This is a genomic window from Trueperella sp. LYQ141 (assembly GCF_046599555.1).
In the GTDB taxonomy this organism is placed as follows: Bacteria; Actinomycetota; Actinomycetes; order Actinomycetales; family Actinomycetaceae; genus Trueperella.
Map to the genome: position 1 here is coordinate 85,312 of NZ_JBKIWQ010000005.1, position 23,400 is coordinate 108,711.

21 protein-coding genes are annotated in these 23,400 nt (G+C 54.6%); 11 read left to right on the plus strand and 10 right to left on the minus strand.

The window, feature by feature from the left end; all coding sequences use genetic code 11:
- Positions 1 to 351 precede the first annotated feature (351 nt).
- Complete coding sequence (locus ACLHIJ_RS05525) at positions 352 to 849, plus strand: PH domain-containing protein (protein ID WP_411296506.1); 498 nt, start codon at positions 352 to 354, stop codon at positions 847 to 849.
- Positions 850 to 851: 2 nt separating this feature from the next.
- On the plus strand, positions 852 to 2,522 hold the full coding sequence (locus ACLHIJ_RS05530) for a PH domain-containing protein (RefSeq protein ID WP_411296505.1): 1,671 nt from the start codon (positions 852 to 854) through the stop codon (positions 2,520 to 2,522).
- 70 nt (positions 2,523 to 2,592) lie between these two features.
- On the opposite strand, the gene ACLHIJ_RS05535 is transcribed toward ACLHIJ_RS05530, so the two are convergent.
- The 6 genes from ACLHIJ_RS05535 to dhaK all read right to left on the minus strand — a co-directional run bounded on the left by ACLHIJ_RS05535 (position 2,593) and on the right by dhaK (position 9,877).
- A complete protein-coding gene (locus tag ACLHIJ_RS05535; RefSeq protein WP_411298624.1) occupies positions 2,593 to 3,120 on the minus strand; it encodes a DUF6892 domain-containing protein in 528 nt (175 codons plus the stop codon).
- A gap of 258 nt (positions 3,121 to 3,378) precedes the next feature.
- Positions 3,379 to 4,197, minus strand: coding sequence for a ribonuclease E inhibitor RraB (locus tag ACLHIJ_RS05540; protein WP_411298626.1), 819 nt, complete (start codon positions 4,195 to 4,197; stop codon positions 3,379 to 3,381).
- A gap of 618 nt (positions 4,198 to 4,815) precedes the next feature.
- Positions 4,816 to 5,823, minus strand: coding sequence for a hypothetical protein (locus ACLHIJ_RS05545; RefSeq protein ID WP_411298628.1), 1,008 nt, complete (start codon positions 5,821 to 5,823; stop codon positions 4,816 to 4,818).
- Positions 5,824 to 8,274 carry a dihydroxyacetone kinase phosphoryl donor subunit DhaM gene (gene dhaM, locus ACLHIJ_RS05550; RefSeq protein ID WP_411298630.1) on the minus strand — a complete coding sequence of 817 codons (2,451 nt, stop codon included), beginning with the start codon at positions 8,272 to 8,274 and terminating at the stop codon, positions 5,824 to 5,826.
- Complete coding sequence (gene dhaL / locus ACLHIJ_RS05555; RefSeq protein WP_411298631.1) at positions 8,267 to 8,878, minus strand: dihydroxyacetone kinase subunit DhaL; 612 nt, start codon at positions 8,876 to 8,878, stop codon at positions 8,267 to 8,269. Before dhaL ends, dhaM begins: the two co-directional genes overlap by 8 nt.
- The gene (gene dhaK, locus ACLHIJ_RS05560; protein WP_411296499.1) at positions 8,879 to 9,877 is read right to left on the minus strand and encodes a dihydroxyacetone kinase subunit DhaK; all 999 of its coding nucleotides are present in this window, start codon (positions 9,875 to 9,877) and stop codon (positions 8,879 to 8,881) included.
- A 111-nt stretch (positions 9,878 to 9,988) separates the two neighbouring features.
- Here dhaK and ACLHIJ_RS05565 point away from each other — a divergent pair, with 111 nt between their 5' ends.
- The 6 genes from ACLHIJ_RS05565 (at position 9,989) to ACLHIJ_RS05590 (ending at position 15,568) form a co-directional block, all read left to right on the plus strand.
- The gene (locus tag ACLHIJ_RS05565; protein WP_411298632.1) at positions 9,989 to 10,759 is read left to right on the plus strand and encodes a Rossmann-like and DUF2520 domain-containing protein; all 771 of its coding nucleotides are present in this window, start codon (positions 9,989 to 9,991) and stop codon (positions 10,757 to 10,759) included.
- Between the two features lie 351 nt (positions 10,760 to 11,110).
- On the plus strand, positions 11,111 to 11,947 hold the full coding sequence (panC, locus tag ACLHIJ_RS05570) for a pantoate--beta-alanine ligase (RefSeq protein ID WP_411298633.1): 837 nt from the start codon (positions 11,111 to 11,113) through the stop codon (positions 11,945 to 11,947).
- A gap of 5 nt (positions 11,948 to 11,952) precedes the next feature.
- Positions 11,953 to 12,384 (plus strand): aspartate 1-decarboxylase, encoded by a 432-nt coding sequence (gene panD, locus ACLHIJ_RS05575; protein WP_411298680.1) that lies wholly within the window; start codon positions 11,953 to 11,955, stop codon positions 12,382 to 12,384.
- A gap of 1 nt (position 12,385) precedes the next feature.
- Complete coding sequence (locus tag ACLHIJ_RS05580) at positions 12,386 to 13,414, plus strand: HAD hydrolase-like protein (protein WP_411296495.1); 1,029 nt, start codon at positions 12,386 to 12,388, stop codon at positions 13,412 to 13,414.
- 2 nt (positions 13,415 to 13,416) lie between these two features.
- On the plus strand, positions 13,417 to 14,976 hold the full coding sequence (gene lysS, locus ACLHIJ_RS05585; protein WP_411298634.1) for a lysine--tRNA ligase: 1,560 nt from the start codon (positions 13,417 to 13,419) through the stop codon (positions 14,974 to 14,976).
- A 262-nt stretch (positions 14,977 to 15,238) separates the two neighbouring features.
- On the plus strand, positions 15,239 to 15,568 hold the full coding sequence (locus ACLHIJ_RS05590; protein WP_411298635.1) for a hypothetical protein: 330 nt from the start codon (positions 15,239 to 15,241) through the stop codon (positions 15,566 to 15,568).
- A 60-nt stretch (positions 15,569 to 15,628) separates the two neighbouring features.
- Here ACLHIJ_RS05590 and ACLHIJ_RS05595 read toward each other — a convergent pair whose 3' ends face one another.
- Positions 15,629 to 16,312, minus strand: a complete 684-nt coding sequence (locus ACLHIJ_RS05595; RefSeq protein ID WP_411296492.1) for a uridine kinase — start codon at positions 16,310 to 16,312, stop codon at positions 15,629 to 15,631.
- 295 nt (positions 16,313 to 16,607) lie between these two features.
- Between ACLHIJ_RS05595 and ACLHIJ_RS05600 the strand changes: the two genes are divergently transcribed.
- Together ACLHIJ_RS05600 and ACLHIJ_RS05605 are read left to right on the plus strand one after the other, a co-directional pair.
- Positions 16,608 to 17,744 carry a sugar-binding transcriptional regulator gene (locus tag ACLHIJ_RS05600; protein WP_411298636.1) on the plus strand — a complete coding sequence of 379 codons (1,137 nt, stop codon included), beginning with the start codon at positions 16,608 to 16,610 and terminating at the stop codon, positions 17,742 to 17,744.
- Positions 17,741 to 18,253 carry an amino-acid N-acetyltransferase gene (locus ACLHIJ_RS05605; protein WP_411296490.1) on the plus strand — a complete coding sequence of 171 codons (513 nt, stop codon included), beginning with the start codon at positions 17,741 to 17,743 and terminating at the stop codon, positions 18,251 to 18,253. The genes ACLHIJ_RS05600 and ACLHIJ_RS05605 overlap by 4 nt, the downstream gene beginning before the upstream one ends.
- 375 nt (positions 18,254 to 18,628) lie before the next feature.
- Here the strand turns inward: ACLHIJ_RS05605 and ACLHIJ_RS05610 are convergent, their stop codons facing one another.
- Positions 18,629 to 19,039: a hypothetical protein gene (locus ACLHIJ_RS05610; RefSeq protein ID WP_411298637.1), complete on the minus strand. Its 411-nt coding sequence runs from the start codon at positions 19,037 to 19,039 to the stop codon at positions 18,629 to 18,631.
- Between the two features lie 7 nt (positions 19,040 to 19,046).
- Positions 19,047 to 20,225: a hypothetical protein gene (locus ACLHIJ_RS05615; RefSeq protein WP_411298638.1), complete on the minus strand. Its 1,179-nt coding sequence runs from the start codon at positions 20,223 to 20,225 to the stop codon at positions 19,047 to 19,049.
- Between the two features lie 10 nt (positions 20,226 to 20,235).
- Between ACLHIJ_RS05615 and ACLHIJ_RS05620 the strand changes: the two genes are divergently transcribed.
- Entirely contained in the window at positions 20,236 to 21,777 is a 1,542-nt protein-coding gene (locus ACLHIJ_RS05620; protein ID WP_411298639.1) for a hypothetical protein, read from the plus strand.
- Positions 21,778 to 22,022: 245 nt separating this feature from the next.
- On the opposite strand, the gene radA is transcribed toward ACLHIJ_RS05620, so the two are convergent.
- Positions 22,023 to 23,399 carry a DNA repair protein RadA gene (gene radA, locus ACLHIJ_RS05625; protein WP_411296486.1) on the minus strand — a complete coding sequence of 459 codons (1,377 nt, stop codon included), beginning with the start codon at positions 23,397 to 23,399 and terminating at the stop codon, positions 22,023 to 22,025.
- Position 23,400: the final 1 nt, after the last annotated feature.

Sequence of the window (23,400 nt, forward strand, 5' to 3'; positions counted from 1 at the left end):
GTCACGGGATAGAACGAATTTGCTGTGTATTCCTGCGTAACAAGTGGCGGTTCACCTCTGCCACTATTATCTGGCTGGTATATCGTCGGGATTATAGCTACTGATGCGATAGCTGCCCCTAGGTAGCTGCGCAGAGAAAATCCTGTGTTGGCAAGCGTAACAGAGCGTGCGAGAAGGGTTTAGGGAGCAATATTATCTATTTGCTATTAGCCTTAGACTCCACCATTTGCCCATAACAGTGCGTAAAACCAGAAGTAGTGCAACAACCCTAGGGGTCAAGCTGTGTCGAATCCAACTAGGGGGGGGGTAAAAGCCCTATGACCCAGCCAGTAACTATTTTAGACTTGAGCTATGAGAACTCCGTTAGCACAAAACGTTTCTTTTACCTCGCTTCCTCGCAGTTATGCCACCGTGTGTTTAGTTCGTGGTTTATTGAGCTATGGCGTCCTAAGCATTATTGCTGCGATTAGTGCGGGGTTAATGGCTCCGAATATGACCCTGGGATGGCTGTTATGGGTGGGCGTGCTCATCCTTGTGGTGGCTGGGGTATGGGATACCTATATCGACGTGCGACGGGCGCATATTTTTGGCTATGCCGAATTAGACGCAGAATTGTTGATTCGTTCTGGGGTAATGTTCCATCGGGTATCGGTGGTGCCATACGGGCGAATGCAAAAAGTCGATGTGCATACTGGCCCGTTATTGAAAATATTTGGATTGGCTAACGTGCATTTGTTAACGGCGGCGACGACTACCGAAGCAAAAATTTACGGTGTCACGGTAGCTGAGGCAGAACGGCTACGGGTGAAGCTGACCCACCTGGGTCAGGCGCACATGGAAGGTCTGTGAGCATGACGCAGAACGCTTCTCCGATATACCCCGATATGCAGTGGCATTCACTGCATAAGGTGACTCCATTTTCTCGGATCGGGACCTTATGGGTTGCGCTGGTAGTGGTGGCATACAACATAATGGTGGATGCCTTGCGCGATGATGGTCTTTCCTTGAGTGAGATCATTCATGAGATCAGCTTCGTCCATATTGCTATTTTCCTGGCTATCTTGCTGGGGATCTCACTGCTGGTTTCCCTTTACGGGATTATCTCCTGGAAAAAGATGGCATACGCTATCCACACATCTGGTATCCATGTCAAACGCGGTATTTTCATTAAATATCACGGTCACATGCGCTGGGATCGGGTGCAAAGCGTGGAGATCCAGCAAAAGATCTTTGGTCGAATTTTTGGTTTTGGATCCGTGCGCATTGAATCTGGTGGGCGGCAGGACGCTACTGAAATTGGGCTATTGCGGATGTCTGACTGCGCCCAGCTGCGCCGCGAAATCCTCCGCGGTCTAACTAATGTTCGCGCTGGACGCCCGTACAACGTCAATGAATATGACGTAGCCCAACAGGCTGGTGAAGGGATAAGGGCTAGTAGTGAGGCCCAGCCGCATGAGTATGCCCCACATGCGCAGCCTGCATATATGGCACCACAGCCTGTGCCAGGTGCTCCGGTTGATATGACGGGATCAGCAGGTGGTAGCGGTGGTTACGCAACCGGGCCTGTAGGAGCGATCCCGATTTTCGATCCTGACGATATTGAAAACGATATTCTCATCTACGAGGCAGTTACCTGGCGTTTAGTGGTATCGCATATCCTCCAGGTTCACCGGATTGTCGCTGTCGCACTGGCGATATTTTCCGTTGTATTAACCTGGTTTTTGTCAAAAGAACCGGCGGTTATTTTTATTATCTTCACCGTGATTATTCCGGTGTTCTATGCGATAGTGCGCATGATTTCCTATGATTACGGGCAGAAGATATATCTATCAGAAAACGGGATACGGATTCGATCCGGTATGTTCACCTTGCGCACCGTCTCTCTGCCGCCTCAGCGAATTCATGCGGTTCAGCTTCGGCAGCGTTGGCTGTGGCGCAAGTTTGACTGGTGGACGATAACGGTCACGGTTGCCGGAACAGATGACGCAGATATTAAGCTCAATACATCAACGATCCTGGCTGTTGGTTCGCGCGCTGAGGCCTTGCGAGTGTTGTGGACGCTGTTGCCTAGCACTGGAATGGATAACGATCAGGCGTTAATGAACGAAGCATTGAACGGTAAACGCACCGGAAAGTATTTCTTGGGTGCGCCGCCGAGTGCTCGGTGGGTGGATCCGTGGATCTGGCAGCATAACGGTATTTGCCTGACACCCAATGTTGCTATCTTCCGTCGGGGACGATTCACGAAAACCATCTCGGTTCTCTGGCAAGATCACACGCAATCTCTGCGGATTTCCCAAGGGCCAATTCAAGCGAAGCTAGGTTTGGCGTCTTTGTCATGCGATCTCGTCCCTGGAGTGGTTGAGTGTCGGGCCAAGAATTTCCCGGTCCAGCAGGTGCAAGAGATGATCTGGGTAGAGAATCGTTTGACGGCGGCAGCTCGCGAACGCGGAGTCAGCGAAACAATCAAGGAATGGATCAGTCGTGTAGGGCTGGGGCAAAATCAAGCGGTTTCCCGATAAGGTGCTGCGTGATTGATATGAGCTACAAAATGGCATAGCTGGCGATACATAAAACAGCCTAAATATGCCATTAGAGTTGCTCTACCTCAATACCCGCAGCAGTGAAAACTGCTTTCACACTCTGGTAGTTGCTGCTCATAATGGTTGCTTGAGTCAGATGTGGAAACTGTTTCAGCTCTTCTAAAGTGACGGCGTTGAGATCAAAAGAGTCATCCTCGCCGTCCCATTGTGGAACGATGTTCATGTACGTCTCATTACCGCCATCCATATAGATCGTTTCCACATACGGCGCGAATGAAGCGGGGATTGTGAGGGCTTTGAAGAACTCAAGGGCAGGTTGAATGATCTGCGTGCTCTCCGTATCTATCTCTTCTTCGGGGTGGGCATTGGCAAAGTCAAAGATATTAAAGCTCGGCTGGAGTAGCCCTAGGTCATACATCAATACTTCAATGACGGCCAGCTTGAAGTTGAGGTTATCAAAGTGCAAGGTGGCTTCTTCACTACCTGAGGAGTGAGCATTAGTCGCGATATATTGAGAATCACTCGATTTGCCAGGCTTTTGTGCGCCGTCATTCTTCTTTTTCCTAGACCACAGCATGAAGATCTCCGTAAAAGACGTGCCTCACTGGTAATTTGAGGTTCTGGGTTTTGCCACCCTCCTCCCCAAAAAATAATATCTGCTTGAACTTAGGATCGTCACTCAAAACCAAGGTATAACCCACAGCAGATTGCGGGCTTAAAAATTTACGTAACCTGATGTGCCGACGGGTTACGTGCAGCTACTGCTGCCCAATGGCATGATCCAAAGCGCCGCAGTTGGAGGCATTATGCGCGATAAAAGATTTCTATATCGACGCTAATCAGTGGCGCACGCCTCCCAGCCGTCGTAGATACCGTGGTAATCGCACGCGAGTTTGCTGAAAAACATTCTATTTTGCGCCACCGTCTCCGAATTTACCGCTGTATCTTCACGATGCACTGCAACGTGCCAATTGAAACCTTCTTGATCTGCCCCGATGTGGTGCGGCTGCTGACCATAGGGCAACCAACTCGATTTGCCAGCAACTTCTAAAGCCTTAGTTGCCGAGTCTTGATGAGTGAAATACAGGAAATGAATCTGATCCCTGGGCTTGGTCACATCAACTCGTTGCGCTAAAACTGCCAGAATCTCCTCATCGTCCTTTTTACCTTGCGGATCATCCCAAACTCGGGCATACAGTGCGTTCATCGAATGATTCACCCATTCAGATGGGCAGCCTTCAGTTTGCCCATACCAGCGCTTTTTCATCGCATTGATTGGAAATAAGATGACCTCACGCAGGCAGCCCGGATGTTGTGGGTGATAGAGCGCGATCTCCTCGCCGTGAGCATCCTTATACCAACGCCAGCATAAGTTCGCGTTTTGGCTAAGGGTATAGCCCGCTCTGATCCCAATCATCATAATCAAGGCAAATGGATCAGCCCGCTGTGATTCTGGGCTAGCCAGCCATTGGTCTCGCACCTGATAGAAATACTCATCTAGTTCAGCAAGCGAGGTGATCCCGAAATCCTCAGTAGCAGTTTTCAAGGAATGTATAACGGTGCTTTGCTGCGTTTCGTTGAGCGTCGTTACCTCATATTTAGGGGATTCAGGCACGGCTTTAGCCTCATGCCGAAACATATCAAATAACCCCATTGTTCTGCTCCCTCCGGCGTTGTTTAATGCTATCAAATAGCGATATTCGGTAATGGCTTTGCGAAAAGACCGGATCATCTATACATTCCCAGAAACCCTCCAGCAAGGAATTCTGGGCAACCCCGATACCTCAATATCTGCTATGAGTGCCGCCAGCCGTCTTTGGCTTTCACGCAATGAGACGTCCTGATTGCTCCGGTATTTTATCCATTGCCTACGTCAGCTATTGAACTTTTCTGCAGCGGGCAATCTCCACGAATTGTGCTTCCTCTTTTTCATCGGAGGGTTTATCGCCGAGGTACTGATATATGAAGAAGTAAGCCGAGATCGGGGCAAACTCAGAATCTACCCAGAGTGGGTAATCAAAGCTCAGATCCATCTTTTCCAGCAATCAAACGAATCACGGCGCATTACAGAGTGCTAGTCATGTGTCGTAAAATGTGCCAGAGTTCCCGACCCGGATTAAATTGTTCGTCAAATTGCCAGACGCTAATCGTTCGGGTACGCCAGATTCTTCTGGAATATCCGCAGTATAGTGGTAGCTTTCCTCGTCTTTACCATGAAAAAGAAGCAGACAGCTATGCTCTTAACGCCCGCTCGTATGCTCGGAGATAACCGTCAGGACTCAGCAAGAGAAATAAGCTGAATATGCTGACGGAGAGTGTGGCTCTCATCGGGAGCAAGCCAGATGGCATTCTCGCGGAAATTCGCCGCTTCCACACAGATGAAATGACGCCATTGTTGCGGCCCAACTCCGCGCGTCTGTGCCCCGAGCTCTGGCCCCGGATTCCATACGATCGTATCTGCGGAGCCTTCTTTCGTGATATGCAGGCGGCGTTCCCACTGCGGGTCGATAAGGTCGATAGGGTCGGATGAATGAAAGACAGAATCGGTATGGTCAGTGATGTGTAGCGGTCCGTGGTGAGTGCGCGGGGTATATGGTGTCGTCGTCGCGTCCAGATAATCTGTGTTATCGCATCCATGCAAGGTAATATGCCGAACATCGCTGACTGCCAGGTACGTATGCAGGGTGGCCTCGTAGCTCATGGGTTGCGAGCCAATATTATGGACGGTGAAAGCCAGAGACAGGGTATCGGAGGTGCATTGGGCGTGGAGCTGAGCTGACCATTGCCCACTTTCCTCGCTACCTACCACGTCATCGGCAGTAATACGGTAACCGATGTGCATGCCCTCAGAATCCGGCTCAGTGCCCAGCCGCCACGGGGCATTACGGACCAGCCCGTGATGAGGGCTGTAATGGTTACCGCGTCCGGCGCCAATCCACGGAAAACAAATTGGTATCCCGCCGCGTTCAGGATAACAAGCGTCATTCGCCGGTGGGGATACGGGGGTAACCGTGGGATTTAGGGTGCAGATGGCGGGTGAGCTGGTGGGTGAATCAGAAACCCGCCCGCTTGGGTGCGCAGAATCATCTTCACCTGGGGAAGCCCCCGCAGGATCGTCAGGGCGATAACACCACAGCAGTGGATGCGGGTGACCGGCTGGTTGCCAACGTGTAATAAGCGCACCACGCGGGAATGATTGCAATATCGCGCCATCTGCAGACGAGCATAGGATCATTGCGTTCGGATCTTCCGGGAGAAAGTCAGACGAGGGAGTATCCATTTAATCCTCCGGTTTTGGTGGTGATGATACGAGATGTTCGCCTGCGTGGCGCACAGCGTTTTTAATATGTGGGACCAGCCCAGGACGGACGGATAACACACGCACCCCAGATGCGAGAAGTTGAGGAATGTATTGAGCATTTGACGCTAAATCTCCGCATACTCCCACCGGGCAAGAAACGCGCGTCGTTATCTGATGGATGAGATCTAATACCAGATCCACACAATCGTGGGCTATCTCGGCGACTGCGCTATTTGCTCGGTCAGCGGCCGCAATATATTGGATCAGATCATTCGTTCCAATTGACATGAAATCAACGGCAGGTGCATATTGCGCGATCTGTAAGGCAACAGCGGGAGTTTCTATCATCATACCGAACTCGGGAATAAGGTGGGAATCCGCCGGATTGACCCCCTCGTCAGCCAAGGCCTGAGTAAATAACTCGCGTGCCCACGCTAGCTCACTAACTGTGGTAACCATCGGGATGATGACATTGACGGGAGCATGGCGTCGGGCGCGGATAATCGCCCGAAATTGCTCGCGTAGTGCCTGCGGATAACGGCGTAACAGACGAATACCGCGTTCGCCGAGGAAAGGATTATCCTCGGGATCTTGCGCAAAATACGGCAAAGGTTTATCGGCGCCGACATCCCAGATCCGGATATTAATTGGCTGTGAAGATCCCACCTGTGAAGCGATACTCTCGAAAGCGGCGCATTGCTCGGCAATACTGGGTAGCGATGTTAGGTGTGCAAAAAGTATTTCGGTGCGCACTAATCCGCATCCGTCTGCTCCATTGTCGTGGGCGACGTGGGCGTCCGATTCAATGCCAATATTTGCTGCGACGATAACCCGATCTCCTTGATAGATAACAGGTTCATGTGCGTGTTGCCGGGCTTCATCATGCAGAGCTTGCTGGGCTTTATAGGCTTTTAGTAACTCGTGAAGTTCAGCGCGCGAAGGATCTATGGTGACCGAACCAGAGGTAGGTTCGAGAGCAATCTCTTGCCCCGAACGCACGTGCCGAGCTTGAGCGTTTCCGGTGAGAATCGGGATTCCGCGGGCGGCGGCGATCAGCGCGCCGTGCCCAGTAGGGCTGCCTAAAGCCGTGAGAATACCGGCAACGCGCCCGGCTTCAATCTCGGAGGCGAGGGCGGGCGTTAATACGTCAAGGACCACGACAGGCGGAGTCGTGCACTGCGCGATAGCTTCAGATAGCCCACCAAGCGGAATACCGCGAACCGCGTTGATGAGCAGCTCCCCGAGTGCGCGAACGTCATCGGCTCGTTCCCGCAGATAATCGGTGGGCAGATCGCGGTAGAGCGCCACAGTTTGCGCTGTTCCGCGTCGAATAGCGATCTCTGTGGGGATACCAATATGGATTTGCTCTTCGATACGTCGGGTAAAAGTAATATCTTCGAGCAGGCCAATTTGCAGGGCCAAGATTGGATCATGCCCAAGTGATTCCAGGTAGTGGCGCACGATAGCGCTCGCTTGGGTGAAACTTACTTCTGCGGCGTTCGGATCAGTGCTGCGCTGCGGGCGCCACACTAATGCTGGGCCGACGACGATTTCCAGCCCGGAACCAGGGGTGCGCTGGTGTGCGGGCAGCGGTGAGGTTGGCAGTGGATTTTCTCCGTCGGTTGCCCATCCCCGACGTGCTAGCTGTTCAACAATGTCAAGTGCGTCCCGAGCTTGCGGCCCGCTCGCTTGAACGAGAATCTCGTCGCCTTTTTGCACGCCGAGTGCGATGATTGCGGTGATAGATCGGGCATCGGATGGACCGCGGGAGGCTGCTTCGTGGCTTATCCGAACCTTTGCTTTTAAGGCACTGACGCCGGCAGCTAAGGCGGCGGCTGGGCGTGCGTGAAGTCCGGCTGGATCGGTGACGGTAAAACGTCGGGAAATCCATTCGGTATCGCCCGCGTCCTGATATTCGGGTAACGAGGGATGTGCCAAAGTGGTGGGCGAGGTTGAGGCAGTGACGAGTGGGTCGAAGATTTCGCGCAGTTCCGTCGCGAAAGGGGTGCCGGTATCAATATCTTCTGGGGCGGGGAGTTCGGCTCGTTTGACCTCTAGTGCCCGCATGGCTTCGCGGGCAACCTCCTCGCGAGGAGATCCCATAGCGGCACTGACGGCACCAACCATGAGCCCTTCAACGAGAGGCGCTGGCACGATAAGGGTCCGTTCGGCGAGGGCGGGATCAATAAATTCCAGAGCCATCTCGGTGGACATAACGGCCGAACCTAAATCGAGCAGGACGACGACACCTGCTCCAGTATCGGCTTCTTCAATCGCTTCGGCAATACGCTGTGCATTTGTGCCGAATGCGCTATCGACTCCGCCAGCTAGGGTGATATGCGCATTCGGGCTCATTTCCAGTGCGAGATCTTTAGCGGCTTGGGCTAGCGGGGCTGAATGAGATACGACAACAATGCCGACGTTACTCACCAAGTACCTCCGCGGCGTGCAATAGTAGGACGCTGGAAGCCGAACCGGGATCTTGTACTCCGCATGAGCGCGGGCCAAGGTAGGAGGCGCGTCCTTTGTGGGCGATCATCTGGATTGTGGCTTGCGCACCTCGACATGCGGCAGTGTGCGCGGCGCTAATAGCAGCCGACAGGGATTCGGGATGAGCATGGGCGGCTTCTGCGGCGGGCAGTAGTGCGTCAAGCATGGTTTTATCTCCACGGTTTGCTTTTCCGCGGGTTTGCACACCCATCACGGCGTTTTCTAGGGCGGCAATAAAGCCAGGGGCGTCGAGATCTTTATGGGGGAGTGCTGCGGCCATTTTCATAAAGAATGTTCCGTATAGTGGTCCGGCGGCACCGCCTACGTGGGCTACTAACGTCAGGCCGACTTTCTTCAGGTACTCGGTGGGGTCGGCGAATTCCTCGGTAGATAGCGCCCGCACGGCAGTCATCCCGCGAACCATGTTCACCCCATGATCGCCGTCGCCGATTAGCCGGTCAAGCTCGGTTAGCTCTCCAGCATGTTCGTCCACTAAATCGGCGAATCGTTCCATCCAGGCGATAAACCTTTGGGTGTGAGTCATTTATGCCTCCCAGCGCAGTGCCGTCGTTGCCACAGGGGCGTCCCATAAGTCGATGATGTCGTTATGTGCGCGCAGTAACGACAACGCACATCCTTCCATATCCAGACTAGTCACATAGTTACCGACGAGGTGACGCGCCACGTCGATACCGTATTCATCAGTGAGAACTCGATGGATTTCACCGTACATCAAGTACAGTTCAGAGATTGGGGTAGCCCCCATCCCGCTTAATAAGGCAATAACCGGCCCGCCAGAAAAATCAGCATCCGAGATAATCGGCTCGACGATCTGCGGGGCGAGTTCTCGGGCGCTAGTGAAGGCAGCGCGGCACCGCCCGGGTTCGCCGTGAATGCCAATGCCGAGTTCTATTTCTTCTGGGCCCAGATCAAAAGAGGTGGCGGCAGTAGTGGGGACGGTACATGCGTTCAATGCCAGCCCGAAACTGCGGGTGTGATCGGCGGTGTATCGAGCTAGCGCGGCAACTTCCGCTAGCGTATCCCCACGCTCGGCTGCCGCACCGGCAATTTTTTCCACGAATACACTGCCGCCTATGCCGCGTCGCCCAGCGGTGTAGAGCGAATCTTGGACGGCGACATCATCGGCGATAATGACAGTTTCCACGGCGATCCCCATATCGGCAGCGCATTCTGCAGCCATCTCGAAATTCATCACATCGCCGGTGTAGTTCTTCACCAGGAAGATAAGGCCGTCTGCGGTATGTACCTGTTCAACTGCGTGAAGTATGTTCTGGGGGACGGGGGAGGTAAAGACTTCTCCGCAGCAGGCAGCATCGAGCATTCCGCGGCCAACAAAACCGCCATGAAGTGGTTCGTGGCCAAAACCGCCGCCAGAAATCAGGGCTACGCCACGGGTTTTGGGATGGCGCCGATAAATAACTCGCGTATCCAGATCAATACGGAGATCATGCGGATGTGCAACGCGCATACCGGCGAGTGTTTCACTGACCACATCGTTGGGGCAGTTGATGAATTTCTTCATTTCTTCAGTCAATCACATAATGCAAGCAGGTGAAAGAGCAAAATATGGCTGGTCGAACACGTAAAATGCGGCGAGAGTGAGGAGAGCATCGTTGCACGATAGGATGCCCGTGTGAAAGCACAGACGGGACGAATGCGGATTGGGCTTATTGCTGCGGGTCGAGTGGGAACAGCGATGGCCAGCGCGCTGCGCGCGGTCGGGCACACTATTATTGGTGCCTATGCTCCGAGCCCTGAGGCGGTAGATCGGTTAGATGCCATGCTGCCCGGAGTGCCGGCTTGCGAGATTCTCGATATTGTGGCGCAGGCTGATCTTGTTCTTTTGGCAATTGATGACGCGGAAATCGCTCCGACCGTTGCGGGTTTAGCGCAGATGGGGGCGTGGCGGGCAGGGCAAATCCTGGTTCATACGAGCCCACTGTTCGGGGTGAACGTCCTTGAGCCGGCAGCGCAATGTGGGGTAATGACGTTAGCGCTCCATCCGGCAATGCGTTTCAGCGGGACCTCACTAGATGTCGCCCGATTATCTGGATGTTTCTTTGCGGTAACTGCATCTCCTGCAATTCAGCCAATTGGTCTTGCGCTGGCTGCCGAGATGGGCGCAGAAGCGGTGATTATCCCTGAGCAGTCTCGTCCGGCCTATGGGCGTGCTTTGGGGCGGATGTGCGATGAGATTGAGGTGTGCGTCGGTCAGGCGGTGCGTCAGCTTGCGGAATGTGATGTGCTAGATCCCGCCGCGCTGGCCTATGCTCTTGCGCATGATGCCTTGGAGACGGCGCTGCGAACAGGGCCATACGCGATGGGGCAGGATCTTTCTCGGTGGACGAGTGATTCACCCGTCACCTCGGATTGTGATTCAGCCGATCTATCCGATGATGAATAGGTAAAGGAAGTAGCGGGAGATTCATTCGGTGATTCAGCCGATGCGCCCAGCTAACTGAGTGCTCTAATGTGGGGTTCGACGACGCCATTTGTAATGACGGCACATAGGTTTACGGCAGCGGAATCGCGCAGATACAACACGGAGATTTTCTCTAATAATGCTGACGGAACGCGCCGATAATGCTGGCGGAACTTCAATGCGTCTACCAAGGCGGGAAAAGGAGTGGCTGAGGATAAGCCGGCTCAGGATACGGATCCCACATCTCATGCTGTGGATATGCTGACGGAGAATGAGTTAAACGCCATGACTTGTGGCTTCTGGCGTATGCGGGCGGAACGATAGACTACCGTTGTGGAGATTTGTACAACCCGAGGAGAACTTACTCAGGCTTTAGCAAGCCATCATGGCACGCGCGCTTTGGTGATGACGATGGGCGCTCTGCATGAGGGTCATGCCTCGCTTATGCGTCAGGCCCGCCAGGCTGCCGAGGTGTTGATAGTTTCGATCTACGTCAACCCCCTGCAATTTGGGCCGCATGAGGATTTTTCTGCCTACCCACGCCCTCGGGAAGCAGATCTGGCAGTATGTGAAGCGGAAAACGTAGATATCGTCTTTATGCCCACGGACGAGCAGATGTACCCACATCCGCCACTCGTTCGTATTGATCCTGGCCCGATGGCAACGGTATTGGAAGGGGCAACTCGCCCTGGGCATTTTGCGGGCGTGCTCCAGATTGTTCACAAGGTATTCCAGCTAACAGCTCCAGACGTCGCGTTTTTCGGGCAAAAAGACGCTCAGCAACTAGCGCTGATCCGCACTATGGTTGACGATCTCAATATGCCGGTGGAGATTCGAGCCGTGCCGATTGCTCGTGATGATGACGGCTTAGCCCTTTCTTCGCGCAATACCTATCTTTCTGCGGCGCAACGCGAACAGGCGTTGGCGATCTCGGCGGCCTTACGGGCCGGTGTTGTTGCTGGGCAGCGTGAGGGCACGGCCGGTGCGGCTCGAACGGCAGCGCGCAAGTATTTGGCACACGCGCCAGGGGTGCGGGTCGATTACGTCCATGCTGTTGATCCGCAAACCTTTGCTCAGCGCGATCCGGAATCCACCGAACCGACGCTGCTGGTTGCGGCGGCTTGGGTTGGCGAAACACGTTTGATCGACAATATGGAGGTTGATCTGTGAGCCGCATGCGAACCATGGTGACGGGTAAAATTCATCGAGCAACTGTCACTGGCGCTGACGTCAACTACGTCGGCTCGATCACAGTAGACGAACAGCTTCTCAGTGCTGCAGATATTCTGCCTGGTGAGCAGGTGGATGTTGTAAATGTGACCAACGGTAATCGGTTGACCACCTACACTATCGCAGGCGCAGCGGGCAGTGGGCAGATAATGATTAACGGAGCTGCTGCTCGGCTAGTATCCCCAGGCGATCTCGTCATTATCATGTGCTACGGGATAATGGATGACGAGCAGGCGCGCCACTTCCGCCCCCACGTCGTCTTTGTTGATGAGCACAATCAGATCTGTGATTGCGGGAGCGATCCAGGTCGAGTGCCAGCGAATAACCCGTACAACTTACATTCATCCGCTTTGCCCGTTGATTCTGAACAGGAGTGACATGCCTCGTTTTCAGTTGCCGCGCGTTCTCAAGGTCCACCCGAAAGTCCTGTTGGGGGATATGAAAGATCGAAAAGATCGGCGAGATACCGCTTTTTCGCACGTCAACCCCGCCGGCGTGGAGGAGACGGAACAAGTCTCTGGTCCGGCTGGAGATAGCGCCCTTGCCGAGGAAATTTCACAGAAGATTGCGGATCTCGACGTGATGGTCGAAGGTGCGCCACAGCGAGTCTTTGGGGCATATTTGCTCAATATCGACGCATCGCTATTTGCGCAAAGCCAGCAGATGTCTCATATCAAAACAGTGATTGAGGCATTGCACATGCTACGCCGCCCCGTGCGTTTCTTATCGGTGACGTCCTCGGTATCCTCGCAGAAATTTATTGCGGCGATGGCGCGTGAAGGTATTGAGATTGAGCCGAGCCAGATCGTCACGCCAGGAAAATTAGCCTCTGCGTATTTTGCCCGCTCCTATCCCGGGGCTCAGGTCTACCTCATTGGGGATGAAGCCTTACAGCACGAGATGCAGGAAGCTGGTATTGCTATCACGGCAGATCCACGTCAGGCCAATGTGGTGTTTGTGGCTATGGATCGCGAGTTTTCGTATGCGAAACTCAATGATGCGTTCATTGCGGTGACGGAAAATGGGGCAGACGTGGTGACGTCTTCATTGCGCCGACTGTGCCGAAATGCTGATGGGACGTCAGCTCCCGGCGTGCTGCCTTTGGTGACGGCTATTGAAATTGCCACGCGCTCGCGAGTGACGAAGAATCTTGGATCGCCGGCAACCGATCTACTAGATCTGATCTTTGAAGATCTGCCAGCTAAACCCGAACATTCGCTGTTGGTCACGGATTCCCTCGGTGCAGATATTCGGATGGCAAAACGTTTTGGTATCCCGAGTGCGCTGGTTGTTACCAGCGAGGAAATGCGCGATAAAGCGCGGGAGCGGAAGCGTAAAGACCAACCCAATTACGTATTGAACAGTATCGCGGATATTATTCCCACCTACATTAAGGACCAGATTTAACCATGGCACACACTGAATATGACGACACGTCCGACCAGCTTGCCGTCCGTAAGGAAAAGCGCGCCCGTCTTTTAGCAAGTGGCCGTGATCCGTATCCGCCGCAGTTGGATATTACGGCGACGATTGAGGAAATTCGGGCCCAGTATCATGTGGTGGCAGAAGATAGCCAGACGGGGGATGATCCGCGAGTGGTTGTTCGCCCAGGGGAGGAACTGACGGATACTCAGTTCTCTGTAGCTGGGCGAGTGATGCTGTTCCGTCCCTCGGGGAAGATTGCTTTCGTTTCGATTCAGTCTGGTTCGGGTGAGCGGATGCAGGTGATTTTCTCGCTGGCAAACGTCGGTCAAGAATCCCTGGATAATCTTAAAGTCGATATTGATTTAGGCGATCATCTCTACGTGACGGGATATGTTGGAGCTTCGAAGCGGGGGGAGCTATCCCTGTTTGCGACCTCGTGGGAGCTGGCGGCAAAGGCAATTCGTCCCCTGCCTAAGACGTACACCGCAGAAGATGGCACACAAATGGCACTCAATGAGGAGACGCGGGTGCGGTTGCGCCATCTCGATCTCATCACGCGCTCTCGTGCTCGCGAGATCGTGCGGGTGCGCAGCGAGATGATGAAGTCGATTCGGCATACCTTTGATGCGCGCGGGTATTTAGAGGTTGAGACGCCGATCCTGCAGACTTTGCATGGCGGGGCGGCGGCGCGTCCCTTTGAGACGCATATCAATGCCTACGATCAGGATTTGTACCTGCGTATCGCCACGGAGTTGCACCTGAAGCGGGCAGTAGTTGGCGGTTTGGAGCGGGTGTATGAGATCGGCAAGATCTTCCGCAATGAGGGTGCGGATTCCTCGCACTCCCCGGAGTTCACTGCGATGGAGGCGTATCAGGCTTATGCCACCTACGATACGATGGCCGAGCTGACCCAGGATCTTATTCAGAATGCTGCTCGGGATATTTTCGGTTCTACGACGGTCACGCTCGCTGATGGTACTGAATATGATGTGGGTGGTCAGTGGGCGCAGCTCGATTTGTACACCTCTTTATCGGAGGCAGTGGGGGAGGAAGTGACGGTTTCTACCCCACGTGAGCGGCTGGTACAGATTGCGAATGCGCATGATATTGCTGTGAAGGAATATGCCGTCGCTGGCAAGATCGCTGAAGATATTTGGGAAGAACTCGTCGGTTCAAAGTTGTGGGCGCCCACCTTTGTTCGTGACTTCCCAGAGGATACCTCGCCGTTGACTCGTAATCATCGCAGTAAGCCGGGCCTGACGGAGAAGTGGGATCTGTATGTGCGCGGTATTGAGACGGGAACGGCATACACTGAGCTAGCTGATCCGGTTATTCAGCGTGAACGTTTGACTCAGCAGTCCCTTGAAGCAGCAGCAGGCGATCCCGAAGCTATGCAGCTTGATGAGGAATTCTTAGAGGCGATGGAGCAAGGCTTCCCGCCCTCAGGTGGCATGGGTATGGGAATTGATCGAATGCTCATGGCCCTGACGGGTCTGGGGATTCGCGAGACGATTCTCTTCCCCTTCGTCAAGCCGCGTGCGTAGTGTGCCTGGGAGGTAGCGATCCCGTTGTAGTACGTCAGTATTCCTGACGGGAGATAGCCTCATATTCTTCGGAATGTGAGGCTATTTTCTATATAACCTTTACGCGACGGATCGCCGTGGAATATGATAGCCGTCACATACGTATTACGTGTGTGAAAATGGAGAATAGCGATAACGCGAGCTGGGATCTGTGGATATAGCACTGCTAGCTACTCTAATCTCCACCCATTCAGTCTGTAGATAATCGCAGAAGGAGGAGGAAATGACTCAGAACTACGAGCGGGTGAACACGCCTAAAAAGATCGGTCGTGTCGTGGGATTAACCCTTGTTTTTACCCTTCTTTACGCGATCATTGAAGGGCTCATCGGGGTTAGCCAAGGTGCGGGATTCTTCGACACGATTTCCGCCAACTGGTATCTCGTTTTTAGTTGGCTGCTGTTGTCGATATTTATGGCGTATATGATCGTCAGCGGGCGCATGGGGCTATTTAGCTCTCGGGGATTTACTACTCGGCAGCGAAGCATAGCGTTGGGATGTGCCCTAGCGTGCGCTGTGATCCTTATTGTTATCGCGTTCCTTGTGACGTCGTAAATCTGTGTGGGTCGCGCAAATATATCGAATCGGTTGTTATAGAACAGGTGGAAGATCTGCTCAGTCTTTGCCTGGTGTGGGCTGAGCGGAGGACTTCCACCGCAGAGCTGCCAGCATTTGAGTGAGCGTCTCGTGCGCCTCTGTATAGGAAACCGAGCGCGCCCCTTTGGATTCAAGTTCGGCATACATCTTGGGTTCGTTCAGATAGTGCGAGATACCCCGTCGGACCAAATTAAAGAACGGTTTGCGTGCCTCATCCAGATCGCGCATCAGACGAAACCAGAAGGTCTGTAAGCGCGGGCGGCGAATACACAGCGCGTCGGCAAGGATACCTTCGGCACGCAGATCGTCAATAATTTCTGCGGCGAAAATACCTTCTGCTAGGAGAATCCGGCGCCCATCCATTGAAACGACCCGTTCGCCGACGCGAGAGTTAGAGGGAATATCGTAAACCGGCAGCACGGCTTCGCCCACTGTGCACAGTTCAACGAGTTTGTTCACCGCTCCTTGCCGATCCCAGGTTTCCGGGGAATCCCAATCAATGATTCCGTGACGCTGCGGCATATTAGGGCGATCACCGTCGTAATAGAAATCATCAAGAGAAACGACAGGGAGGCCAGTGCGCGAGGTGAATCGCGTTTTCCCGCATCCGGAAGCGCCGGTGACGAGGAGAACCTTGGCGTTCGGCTCTCGTGCGGAGTCGGGAAGGTCAAATAATCCGTCGTCAGAAAGGGGCGTTGACATGGTGCAAGTCTAGCGAAAAGACGCTGTCAACGCCCGCGGAGTGTCGCGATGGGCAGACCGCACAAACAACAGCTCGCCATAGTATTTCCGCTGTTCAGAGTCGTATAAAAGTGGCGCGGTGTGGCAGAGTGAGGGCATTTTTGGGATTTAGCCCGATACACTGAGACTAGGTTCAAAGATAACTATCGCTGTTGGGTGGCGGTAGGCGGATGACGAGCGGGGAGCATGAGGATTTTGGGCAATATCCTGCCCAGAACCGGAACGCACCCGCTATCTACGCGAACGGGAGGCACGTATGGGCGAGGATAGGTCGGCAGCGGCTTACGAAGCGGCGGTCATGCACTTCGTCCACGGGGAAACGATGGAGACTATTGCTCGGCGGCTACGGGTATCGCGCTCAACAGTGTCTCGGTTGATTGCCCAGGCGCGTAGCGAAGGCATGGTACATATTGTGGTCCAGCAGCCTCACGACCAGCTAGGGGTTTTGCCCCGCTGGCTCGCGCAGAATTTTGGCGTGCGTGCTCATATTGTTCCCGTTCCGGTGCAGGCCTCCTATGCGCGGCGGTTGACTGCGGTGGCGCGAGAAACCGGAAAAATGATTTCACATCTCATGGAGCCGCATACGGTTATCGCAGTGACCTGGGGCAATACGATGGCGGCGGTGATAGACCATCTCAATGCCCGCCCAGTTCGCGGATCTGTGGTGGTGCAACTCAACGGGGCAGCCAATGCCTCAACGGCGAGTGTGCCCTTTGCCGGATCGCTGATGGAGGCTTTCGGGCGTGCATTCGGTTCAACGGTACTTCATTTTTCTGTGCCAGCCTTTTTTGATGATGCGCATACCCGACGGGCACTGTGGCGGGAACGCTCTATTCAAGCGGTTCGAGCAGTGGCGCTTAACGCAGATATTGCTGTTTTTGGGATTGGCGCACTGACGTTAGAGCACCCGTCATTGCTGTATTCCGGCGGGTATTTATCGGATGAGGAGATTGCCCAGTTGAAAGCGAATGGGGTGGTCGGCGATGTGTGTACTGTGCTGTTGCGTCGTGACGGCACCTGGGATGATCTTGAGATGAATGATCGGGCTTCTGGCCCACGCCCGAATGAGTTACAAGCTATTGCGCGCCGTATTGGTGTGGTCTGTGGGGTGGAGAAAGCAGAGGCGACGCTTGCGGCCTTACGTAGTGGGGTTATGACGGATCTAGTGCTTGATGAGGATCTGGCGCAGCGGATATATGAACTGGTATGTGGCGTACACGGTGGCGTACATAGTGGAGTGCATACCGCCATCCCTATTGGGGCACGTGCCGACGCGGAAGCTCGAGCACATGCTGGTGGCGGATATGTGGGAATGCGTGCCGATGTAGCAGCTAGAACGCATACGGGCGGATATGCGGGAAGGGATACCGGCGCGCAGAAGGGAAAACCATGATTATTCGGCAGGCAACAGCTCGCGATGTGCGGGCGATTGCAGATCTTGTGCGACCGTATGCGAGCCGACGAATCCTCATCGCGAAAGAACTTATCGACTATTTTGAGGACGTCCAGGAGTTCTCGGTTGCAGAGTGTGACGGGGAGATTATTGGTTGCGGAGCAGTGCATGTTTTTTGGGAAGATATTGCGGAAATCCGTACCTTGGCAATCCGCCCGCAATACTTAGGGAAAGGTATTGGGCGGGCGCTGGTGCGTCATTTAGAGCAGCGGGCCAGGGAGCTAGGTGTGCGTCGGCTCTTCTGTTTAACATTCGAGGTGGATTTCTTCGAGCGTGCCGGATTCCATCAGATTTCTGGAACTCCAGTGGGGGTAGACGTCTATCAGGAGATGCTGCGCTCGCATGACGATGGAACTGCAGAATTTTTGGAGCTGGCTCGAGTTAAGCCCAATACCTTAGGGAATTATCGGATGTTAAAAGAACTGGATGTGCCTGATCCGGCACTGTGATGGCGCCGGCAGTATGATGGCACGTCGGCATGCAGTATTCGCCAGAAGATTCCTCTCAGGGGTAGTGTGCTGTGCCTGTTTTGGTTATTGCGCTAATAGAGAGTGCGACGCATAGTGCCGCTAGCAGAAGCAAATGGCTGGTAGCGAACTCAATACCGGCGTCAAAAGGAGCTGTAGAAAATCAGCGGATATGTGAAGCAATATCTACGATCTAGGCGGTGAGAGACGGGGAGAGCAGTAAATAGCGGAGAAACGAAATATTATCTCCCTTTCAATGCGGCATCGGATATATGTAGGGCTAGCTGGGTGCCTCTAACGTCGGTATCCGAACAGGGAACACATGCCCGCCCATTAATGGCAGCGATAGGCATACGGCTATCGCAGACGCGGCATGTCGCGTAATAGCTCGCGGCCCAGGAGCTGCGTGACGATGATATTTTGCGCGGCAAGAAGCCCAATGACGAGGACCGTCACGTCCAAACGTATCGCGACAGCGCCGATAATCCCTCCGGCCACGCACAGCGTAATGCCTACCGGAGCCCACCAGCGCAATACTGAGATTGCGGTTGACCAGGTGCGTTGCACGTCGTTACGTCGAGATAAAACTATCAGTGTTCCGGCGCTCACCAGGACGATCAGTGAGATAGCAGTTAATACGGAGGCGATCAGAATCTGCAGGGGTACATAGGGCTGGCTGATCGTCATAAAGCTACCGATTACAGCGGTTAGTGCGGCACAGATCGTTAATATCAAGCCAAAATGAGCAAGTTTTACGGGAGCGACCATGCCCTCATTATACGGTGAGGCCGGGGAGGTGATAGATCTCCCCACTTTGGGCGGCTAACCCATCAGCGAGGAGCTGAGCTAATGCCCGTTCGATACGCGATTCCTCAATATTGCAGTGGTCGAGGAGCTGTTGGTACGTGCCGCTATGTTCGCGTAGATACGCCATGATTGCCCCGCGTGCTTGCCGGTTTGTGCCTTCCCATGCGGCAGAACGTTGAGGGCTATCGTGTGGGGCGTCAGGAAATCCCGAGCGCGCCCAATCGCAGGTGGAACGCACTGGGCAATGATCGCATAGCGGGTTGCGAGCGGTACATATCAGTGCCCCAAATTCCATAATCGCGGCATTCCATTCCCAGGCGGTGATCCCGCACTCGGTATCAGTGCTGATTGTTTCGCTGTTAGTATTGGCGGTCTGTGAAGGTGTGTTGGCACTGGGTGCTGGGTGGTCGTCGTCGGTGATCGCGTGACGGATGCCGTCGGAGATCGCCTGCTGGCTCTCATTGGCGGGGAGCTGGTTGTGAGTGCCGGTAGTTGTGCGGCACGCGCTATCGGGGTGAATATGGCACGCAATATCGGTGCTCGCCTGATAAGTGCCCGCAGGGTAAACCTGGTAAGCAGCCCTGGAGTGCCTTTGGGTCATATCTTCAGCAGGGGATGGATAGGTATCCTCAGCAGGGACGTACCGGCTGGCATATTCGGTTTCGATGCGCCCTGTGCGCGTCGGGGAGGCCATGCCGTGCCAGCGGGCGAGAACTCGCCGGATATTGGTATCAACGACGATGGAGTGTTCGTGGAAAGCAAAGGCGCGAATAGCTGCGGCGGTATAAGGCCCAATGCCCGGAAGCGCTAATAGCGCGGCTTCTTCTGAGGGGACTCTCCCGTCGTGCTCCTGGCAAATACGGATAGCGCAGGCATGGAGTTGTAATGCCCGACGTGGATAGCCCATTCGATCCCACACCCGTAAAATATCTGCCGGTGAAGCCTGGGCAAGATCGGCGGGTTGCGGCCAGCGTTCTAACCATACGCGCCAGGTCGGCTCAACCCTGCGTACTGGTGTTTGCTGGCTCATGACTTCACAAACCAAAATCGCCCACGGGTCGCGAGTATGACGCCACGGAAGATCGCGGGCGTTATCGCGATACCACTGTTTCAATAGCGGATAGACCTGATTGGGATGTGGAGGCACAGCCGCCACTATGCCACACAAAATTGTGCTCTGCCTATTTGTGATGGGAAAGATCGCCGCGAGAAAACTCAGGTTGCGGCGTGGGTTGTCCTGTTTTGAGGAAAATCTCGATACGGTTAAAGGCGTGAAAGACAGATCTCAACCTCCGCGCTCAGCTCGTGAGACGGATGCTCGGGCGCGGCGAGTGCGTGCCCGTCGGCTTGGTGACGCGGGAGAAGCATCCGCACCATCGCCCATGTTGGGATCTGCTTCGCGCGCAAGTGGTCAACGGCAAAAGAAAAATCGTGGGCTGAACCCAGAGCAGCGCGCAGGAGATTCGTCCGGCGTTCCGGTGCGTCGTAGCGCGTCATCACGTGGGCAGTCGCGGCGTGAGGAGGCAGGCAGCCAATCCCGCCGTCAGGCACAATCCGGTGCGCAATCGGTGTCCTCGCCGCGTGGTGCTGCGAAAAGCAACCGCTCCAAGCGGGCGCGCATTGAACCGATTGTTATGCAGGAGAGCGCGCCGCGCCGTAAGACGCGCCGCAAGAATGATGCCGCGCAGCCGCACGGCAGCTCTGGCGGAAGATCCGCCGCGGTACGCCGAGACGGAAATCCGCGCCCTTCGCGCACGGCCTCCGCGCGAATGGTTGAGAACGGGCGCTCAGGGCGCTCAACAGTGCCGCACCCAGTCCGTCGTTCTGGGGCGGGGCGTGGGATGCCAGGTGGCGGTACTCGGCACCCGCGGCGGTACTCGGCAAAGGCAGCAGCCCCCGCACGCCCTCGGTTTACCTGGTGGCGTCGGTTCCGCAAAGTTATTTTGTCGGCTGCGGTAGCTATTATTAGCCTCTTGCTCGTCATGTTTTATGCCATGCATAAGATTGACCGCCACACTCAGCCGATTAGTGAGGTTGCAAAATACGAAGCTATTGTGTGTACTCCGCACTCCCTGAACGTATCGGTAGACCGTTCAACAACAGGTGCGGGCCATCCAGTCCAGTTCGCAGTGACCTTGGCAAATAATGGGATGCAGCCGTGTTACTTCAATGCTAGCCACCTTTCTCTGCAGATCACTTCGGGTGGTCAATTAGTTTATGACAGTGTTCAATGTTCAGCCGCGCTTGCGGATAAGACCTTACTTCTCGATACGCAACTGGCTACGACGCAGACTTTAACCTGGGATGGGCGCGCATCGGGCGCTGGCTGTGCCGGTACAGCAATGGCACAACCGGGTATGTATGTGGCCACGGTAGCTTTATCGGGTGAGTCGGTGTTATCCCAGCCAGATATTTTTGAGCTGACGGCAACTGGAGCTAACGGGGTTTCTAACGGTCAGACCGCACCAGAAGCAGCCAGCGGGCAAAACGGCAACCAGGCGGGAAATGGTCAGTCGGAGGGAAGTCAGCCTAATAGCCAGCAAAATGAGGCTAACCAGCCGGCACATGCGCCGTCCACCGATGGGCAGTCAACACCTACTTCGCCAGAAAATGGGCAGCCGGCAGGTGAACAATCAGGAAATGGTCAACCGGCAACTGTGCCGCCGGTCAGCGATCCGAACGCTCAGCCGTCTGGATAAATTTTAGAACTAAAGATTCCACGTAATCCAGATAGAAAAATCTGAGCAGCGAATTGGCACAGGATGTTTGGTTACCTGATAGCAGGTAGTTGATAGCGGGTTGTACGCTTACCTGCTCAGTTCTTCTCAAGCCCGCTCTGTTTTTCAAGGCACGAGAAATGACGGTGCCATCTCATATTGGCGTATTTTGGGCTATCTCTGCCTCCAAAAGAGATAGCGATACCTTTTTTCTTACCGCTATACCCTTAGTTATCCACGGGGAGTACAGCGCGCACGGCCTGTGCTACATCGCGGGCCGGTATCACCCGTATGCCGGCAGCGTGCTCGTCAATCTCGCAGTGAGCAGGGACGATAGCGGTGGTAAATCCCAGGCGGGCTGCCTCCCCGATACGTCGCGATAAGCCGGTGATGGGGCGAAGCTCTCCCGTCAGTGATACCTCCCCTAATGCGATGACTCCAGGGGCGAGGGGAAGATCAGCGGCAGATGACGCCAAAGCGAGGGCGATAGCCAGATCGGTAGCGGGTTCGCTGGCGCGTGCGCCACCGATTGTGGAGACGAAAATATCCTGACGTTCAACAGCGATTCCGAGGCGAGATTGCAAGACGGCTAACATCATCGCCACACGCGGGCTATCGACGCCTGTGGTGGTGCGACGCGGTGGCCCGGCAGCGCTCACGCACAGGGCTTGCACCTCCACGGGCATAGGGCGGCGCCCTTCGAGGGTAATCGTCACGCATGTGCCCGGAACGCTCAAGTTTCGCTCCGATAGAAATAATCCGGAGGGGTCTGGTAGCCCGTGGATTCCGGAATCGACAAGTTCGAAACAGCCAACTTCGTCGGTTGCCCCATACCGATTTTTTACTGCCCGAACAAGGCGCAATCGGGAATGGCGTTCGCCTTCGAAATGGCATACGACATCGACGAGATGTTCTAGTACCCGAGGCCCGGCGATAGATCCATCTTTGGTGACGTGACCGATGAGAATAATCGGCAGATCAAGGGTTTTTGCGGTGTTGACCAGTGCTGAGGTTACTGCTCGGACTTGAGCGACACCGCCGCTAGCCCCGTCAGTATGCGGATCGAGAATTGTTTGGACGGAATCAACGATTAACAGTGATGGGCGCGACTGGGTGATATGCCCGAGAATTTTTGCCAGATCAGCTTCGGAGGTCAACAGCAGATGTTCGTGCAGGGCATTGATTCGTTCAGCTCGGGAGCGTACCTGTGAGGCGGATTCTTCGCCGCTGACGTAGAGCACGGGAGGTAATCCGGCGCGATGAGCCTGTGCGGCAGCGCGAGCGGCAACGTCTAATACCAGCGTTGATTTTCCAACGCCTGGCTCACCGGCAAGCAAAATGACGACACCCGGGACGATCCCACCGCCGAGAACGCGATCTAGCTCATCAACACCAGTGGGAGTCTTAACGGAGGCTTGGCTGGAGACGTCAGTAATCGGTTGGGCCGGACTGCGGGGAGCCAGGGGTGTCAATCGGGTATCTGCAGGGGTAGATATTTCGTCAATCGTGCCCCAAGCGTGGCACTGCGAGCAGCGACCAACCCATTTTGTCGTGGTCCACCCACAATCGCTGCACAGGTAGCTCGCTTTCGCTGTTTTTGCCATT

What these genes read in the sequence shown, in the direction of transcription:
- ACLHIJ_RS05525 (WP_411296506.1), top strand. Translation starts at nt 352, where the DNA reads ATGAGAACTCCGTTAGCACAAAACGTTTCTTTTACCTCGCTTCCTCGC.
- ACLHIJ_RS05530 (WP_411296505.1), top strand. Translation starts at nt 852, where the DNA reads ATGACGCAGAACGCTTCTCCGATATACCCCGATATGCAGTGGCATTCA.
- ACLHIJ_RS05535 (WP_411298624.1), bottom strand. Translation starts at nt 3,120, where the DNA reads ATGCTGTGGTCTAGGAAAAAGAAGAATGACGGCGCACAAAAGCCTGGC.
- ACLHIJ_RS05540 (WP_411298626.1), bottom strand. Translation starts at nt 4,197, where the DNA reads ATGGGGTTATTTGATATGTTTCGGCATGAGGCTAAAGCCGTGCCTGAA.
- ACLHIJ_RS05545 (WP_411298628.1), bottom strand. Translation starts at nt 5,823, where the DNA reads ATGGATACTCCCTCGTCTGACTTTCTCCCGGAAGATCCGAACGCAATG.
- dhaL (WP_411298631.1), bottom strand. Translation starts at nt 8,878, where the DNA reads ATGACTCACACCCAAAGGTTTATCGCCTGGATGGAACGATTCGCCGAT.
- dhaK (WP_411296499.1), bottom strand. Translation starts at nt 9,877, where the DNA reads ATGAAGAAATTCATCAACTGCCCCAACGATGTGGTCAGTGAAACACTC.
- panD (WP_411298680.1), top strand. Translation starts at nt 11,953, where the DNA reads ATGCGAACCATGGTGACGGGTAAAATTCATCGAGCAACTGTCACTGGC.
- ACLHIJ_RS05580 (WP_411296495.1), top strand. Translation starts at nt 12,386, where the DNA reads ATGCCTCGTTTTCAGTTGCCGCGCGTTCTCAAGGTCCACCCGAAAGTC.
- lysS (WP_411298634.1), top strand. Translation starts at nt 13,417, where the DNA reads ATGGCACACACTGAATATGACGACACGTCCGACCAGCTTGCCGTCCGT.
- ACLHIJ_RS05590 (WP_411298635.1), top strand. Translation starts at nt 15,239, where the DNA reads ATGACTCAGAACTACGAGCGGGTGAACACGCCTAAAAAGATCGGTCGT.
- ACLHIJ_RS05595 (WP_411296492.1), bottom strand. Translation starts at nt 16,312, where the DNA reads ATGTCAACGCCCCTTTCTGACGACGGATTATTTGACCTTCCCGACTCC.
- ACLHIJ_RS05600 (WP_411298636.1), top strand. Translation starts at nt 16,608, where the DNA reads ATGGGCGAGGATAGGTCGGCAGCGGCTTACGAAGCGGCGGTCATGCAC.
- ACLHIJ_RS05605 (WP_411296490.1), top strand. Translation starts at nt 17,741, where the DNA reads ATGATTATTCGGCAGGCAACAGCTCGCGATGTGCGGGCGATTGCAGAT.
- ACLHIJ_RS05610 (WP_411298637.1), bottom strand. Translation starts at nt 19,039, where the DNA reads ATGGTCGCTCCCGTAAAACTTGCTCATTTTGGCTTGATATTAACGATC.
- ACLHIJ_RS05620 (WP_411298639.1), top strand. Translation starts at nt 20,236, where the DNA reads ATGCCACACAAAATTGTGCTCTGCCTATTTGTGATGGGAAAGATCGCC.
- radA (WP_411296486.1), bottom strand. Translation starts at nt 23,399, where the DNA reads ATGGCAAAAACAGCGAAAGCGAGCTACCTGTGCAGCGATTGTGGGTGG.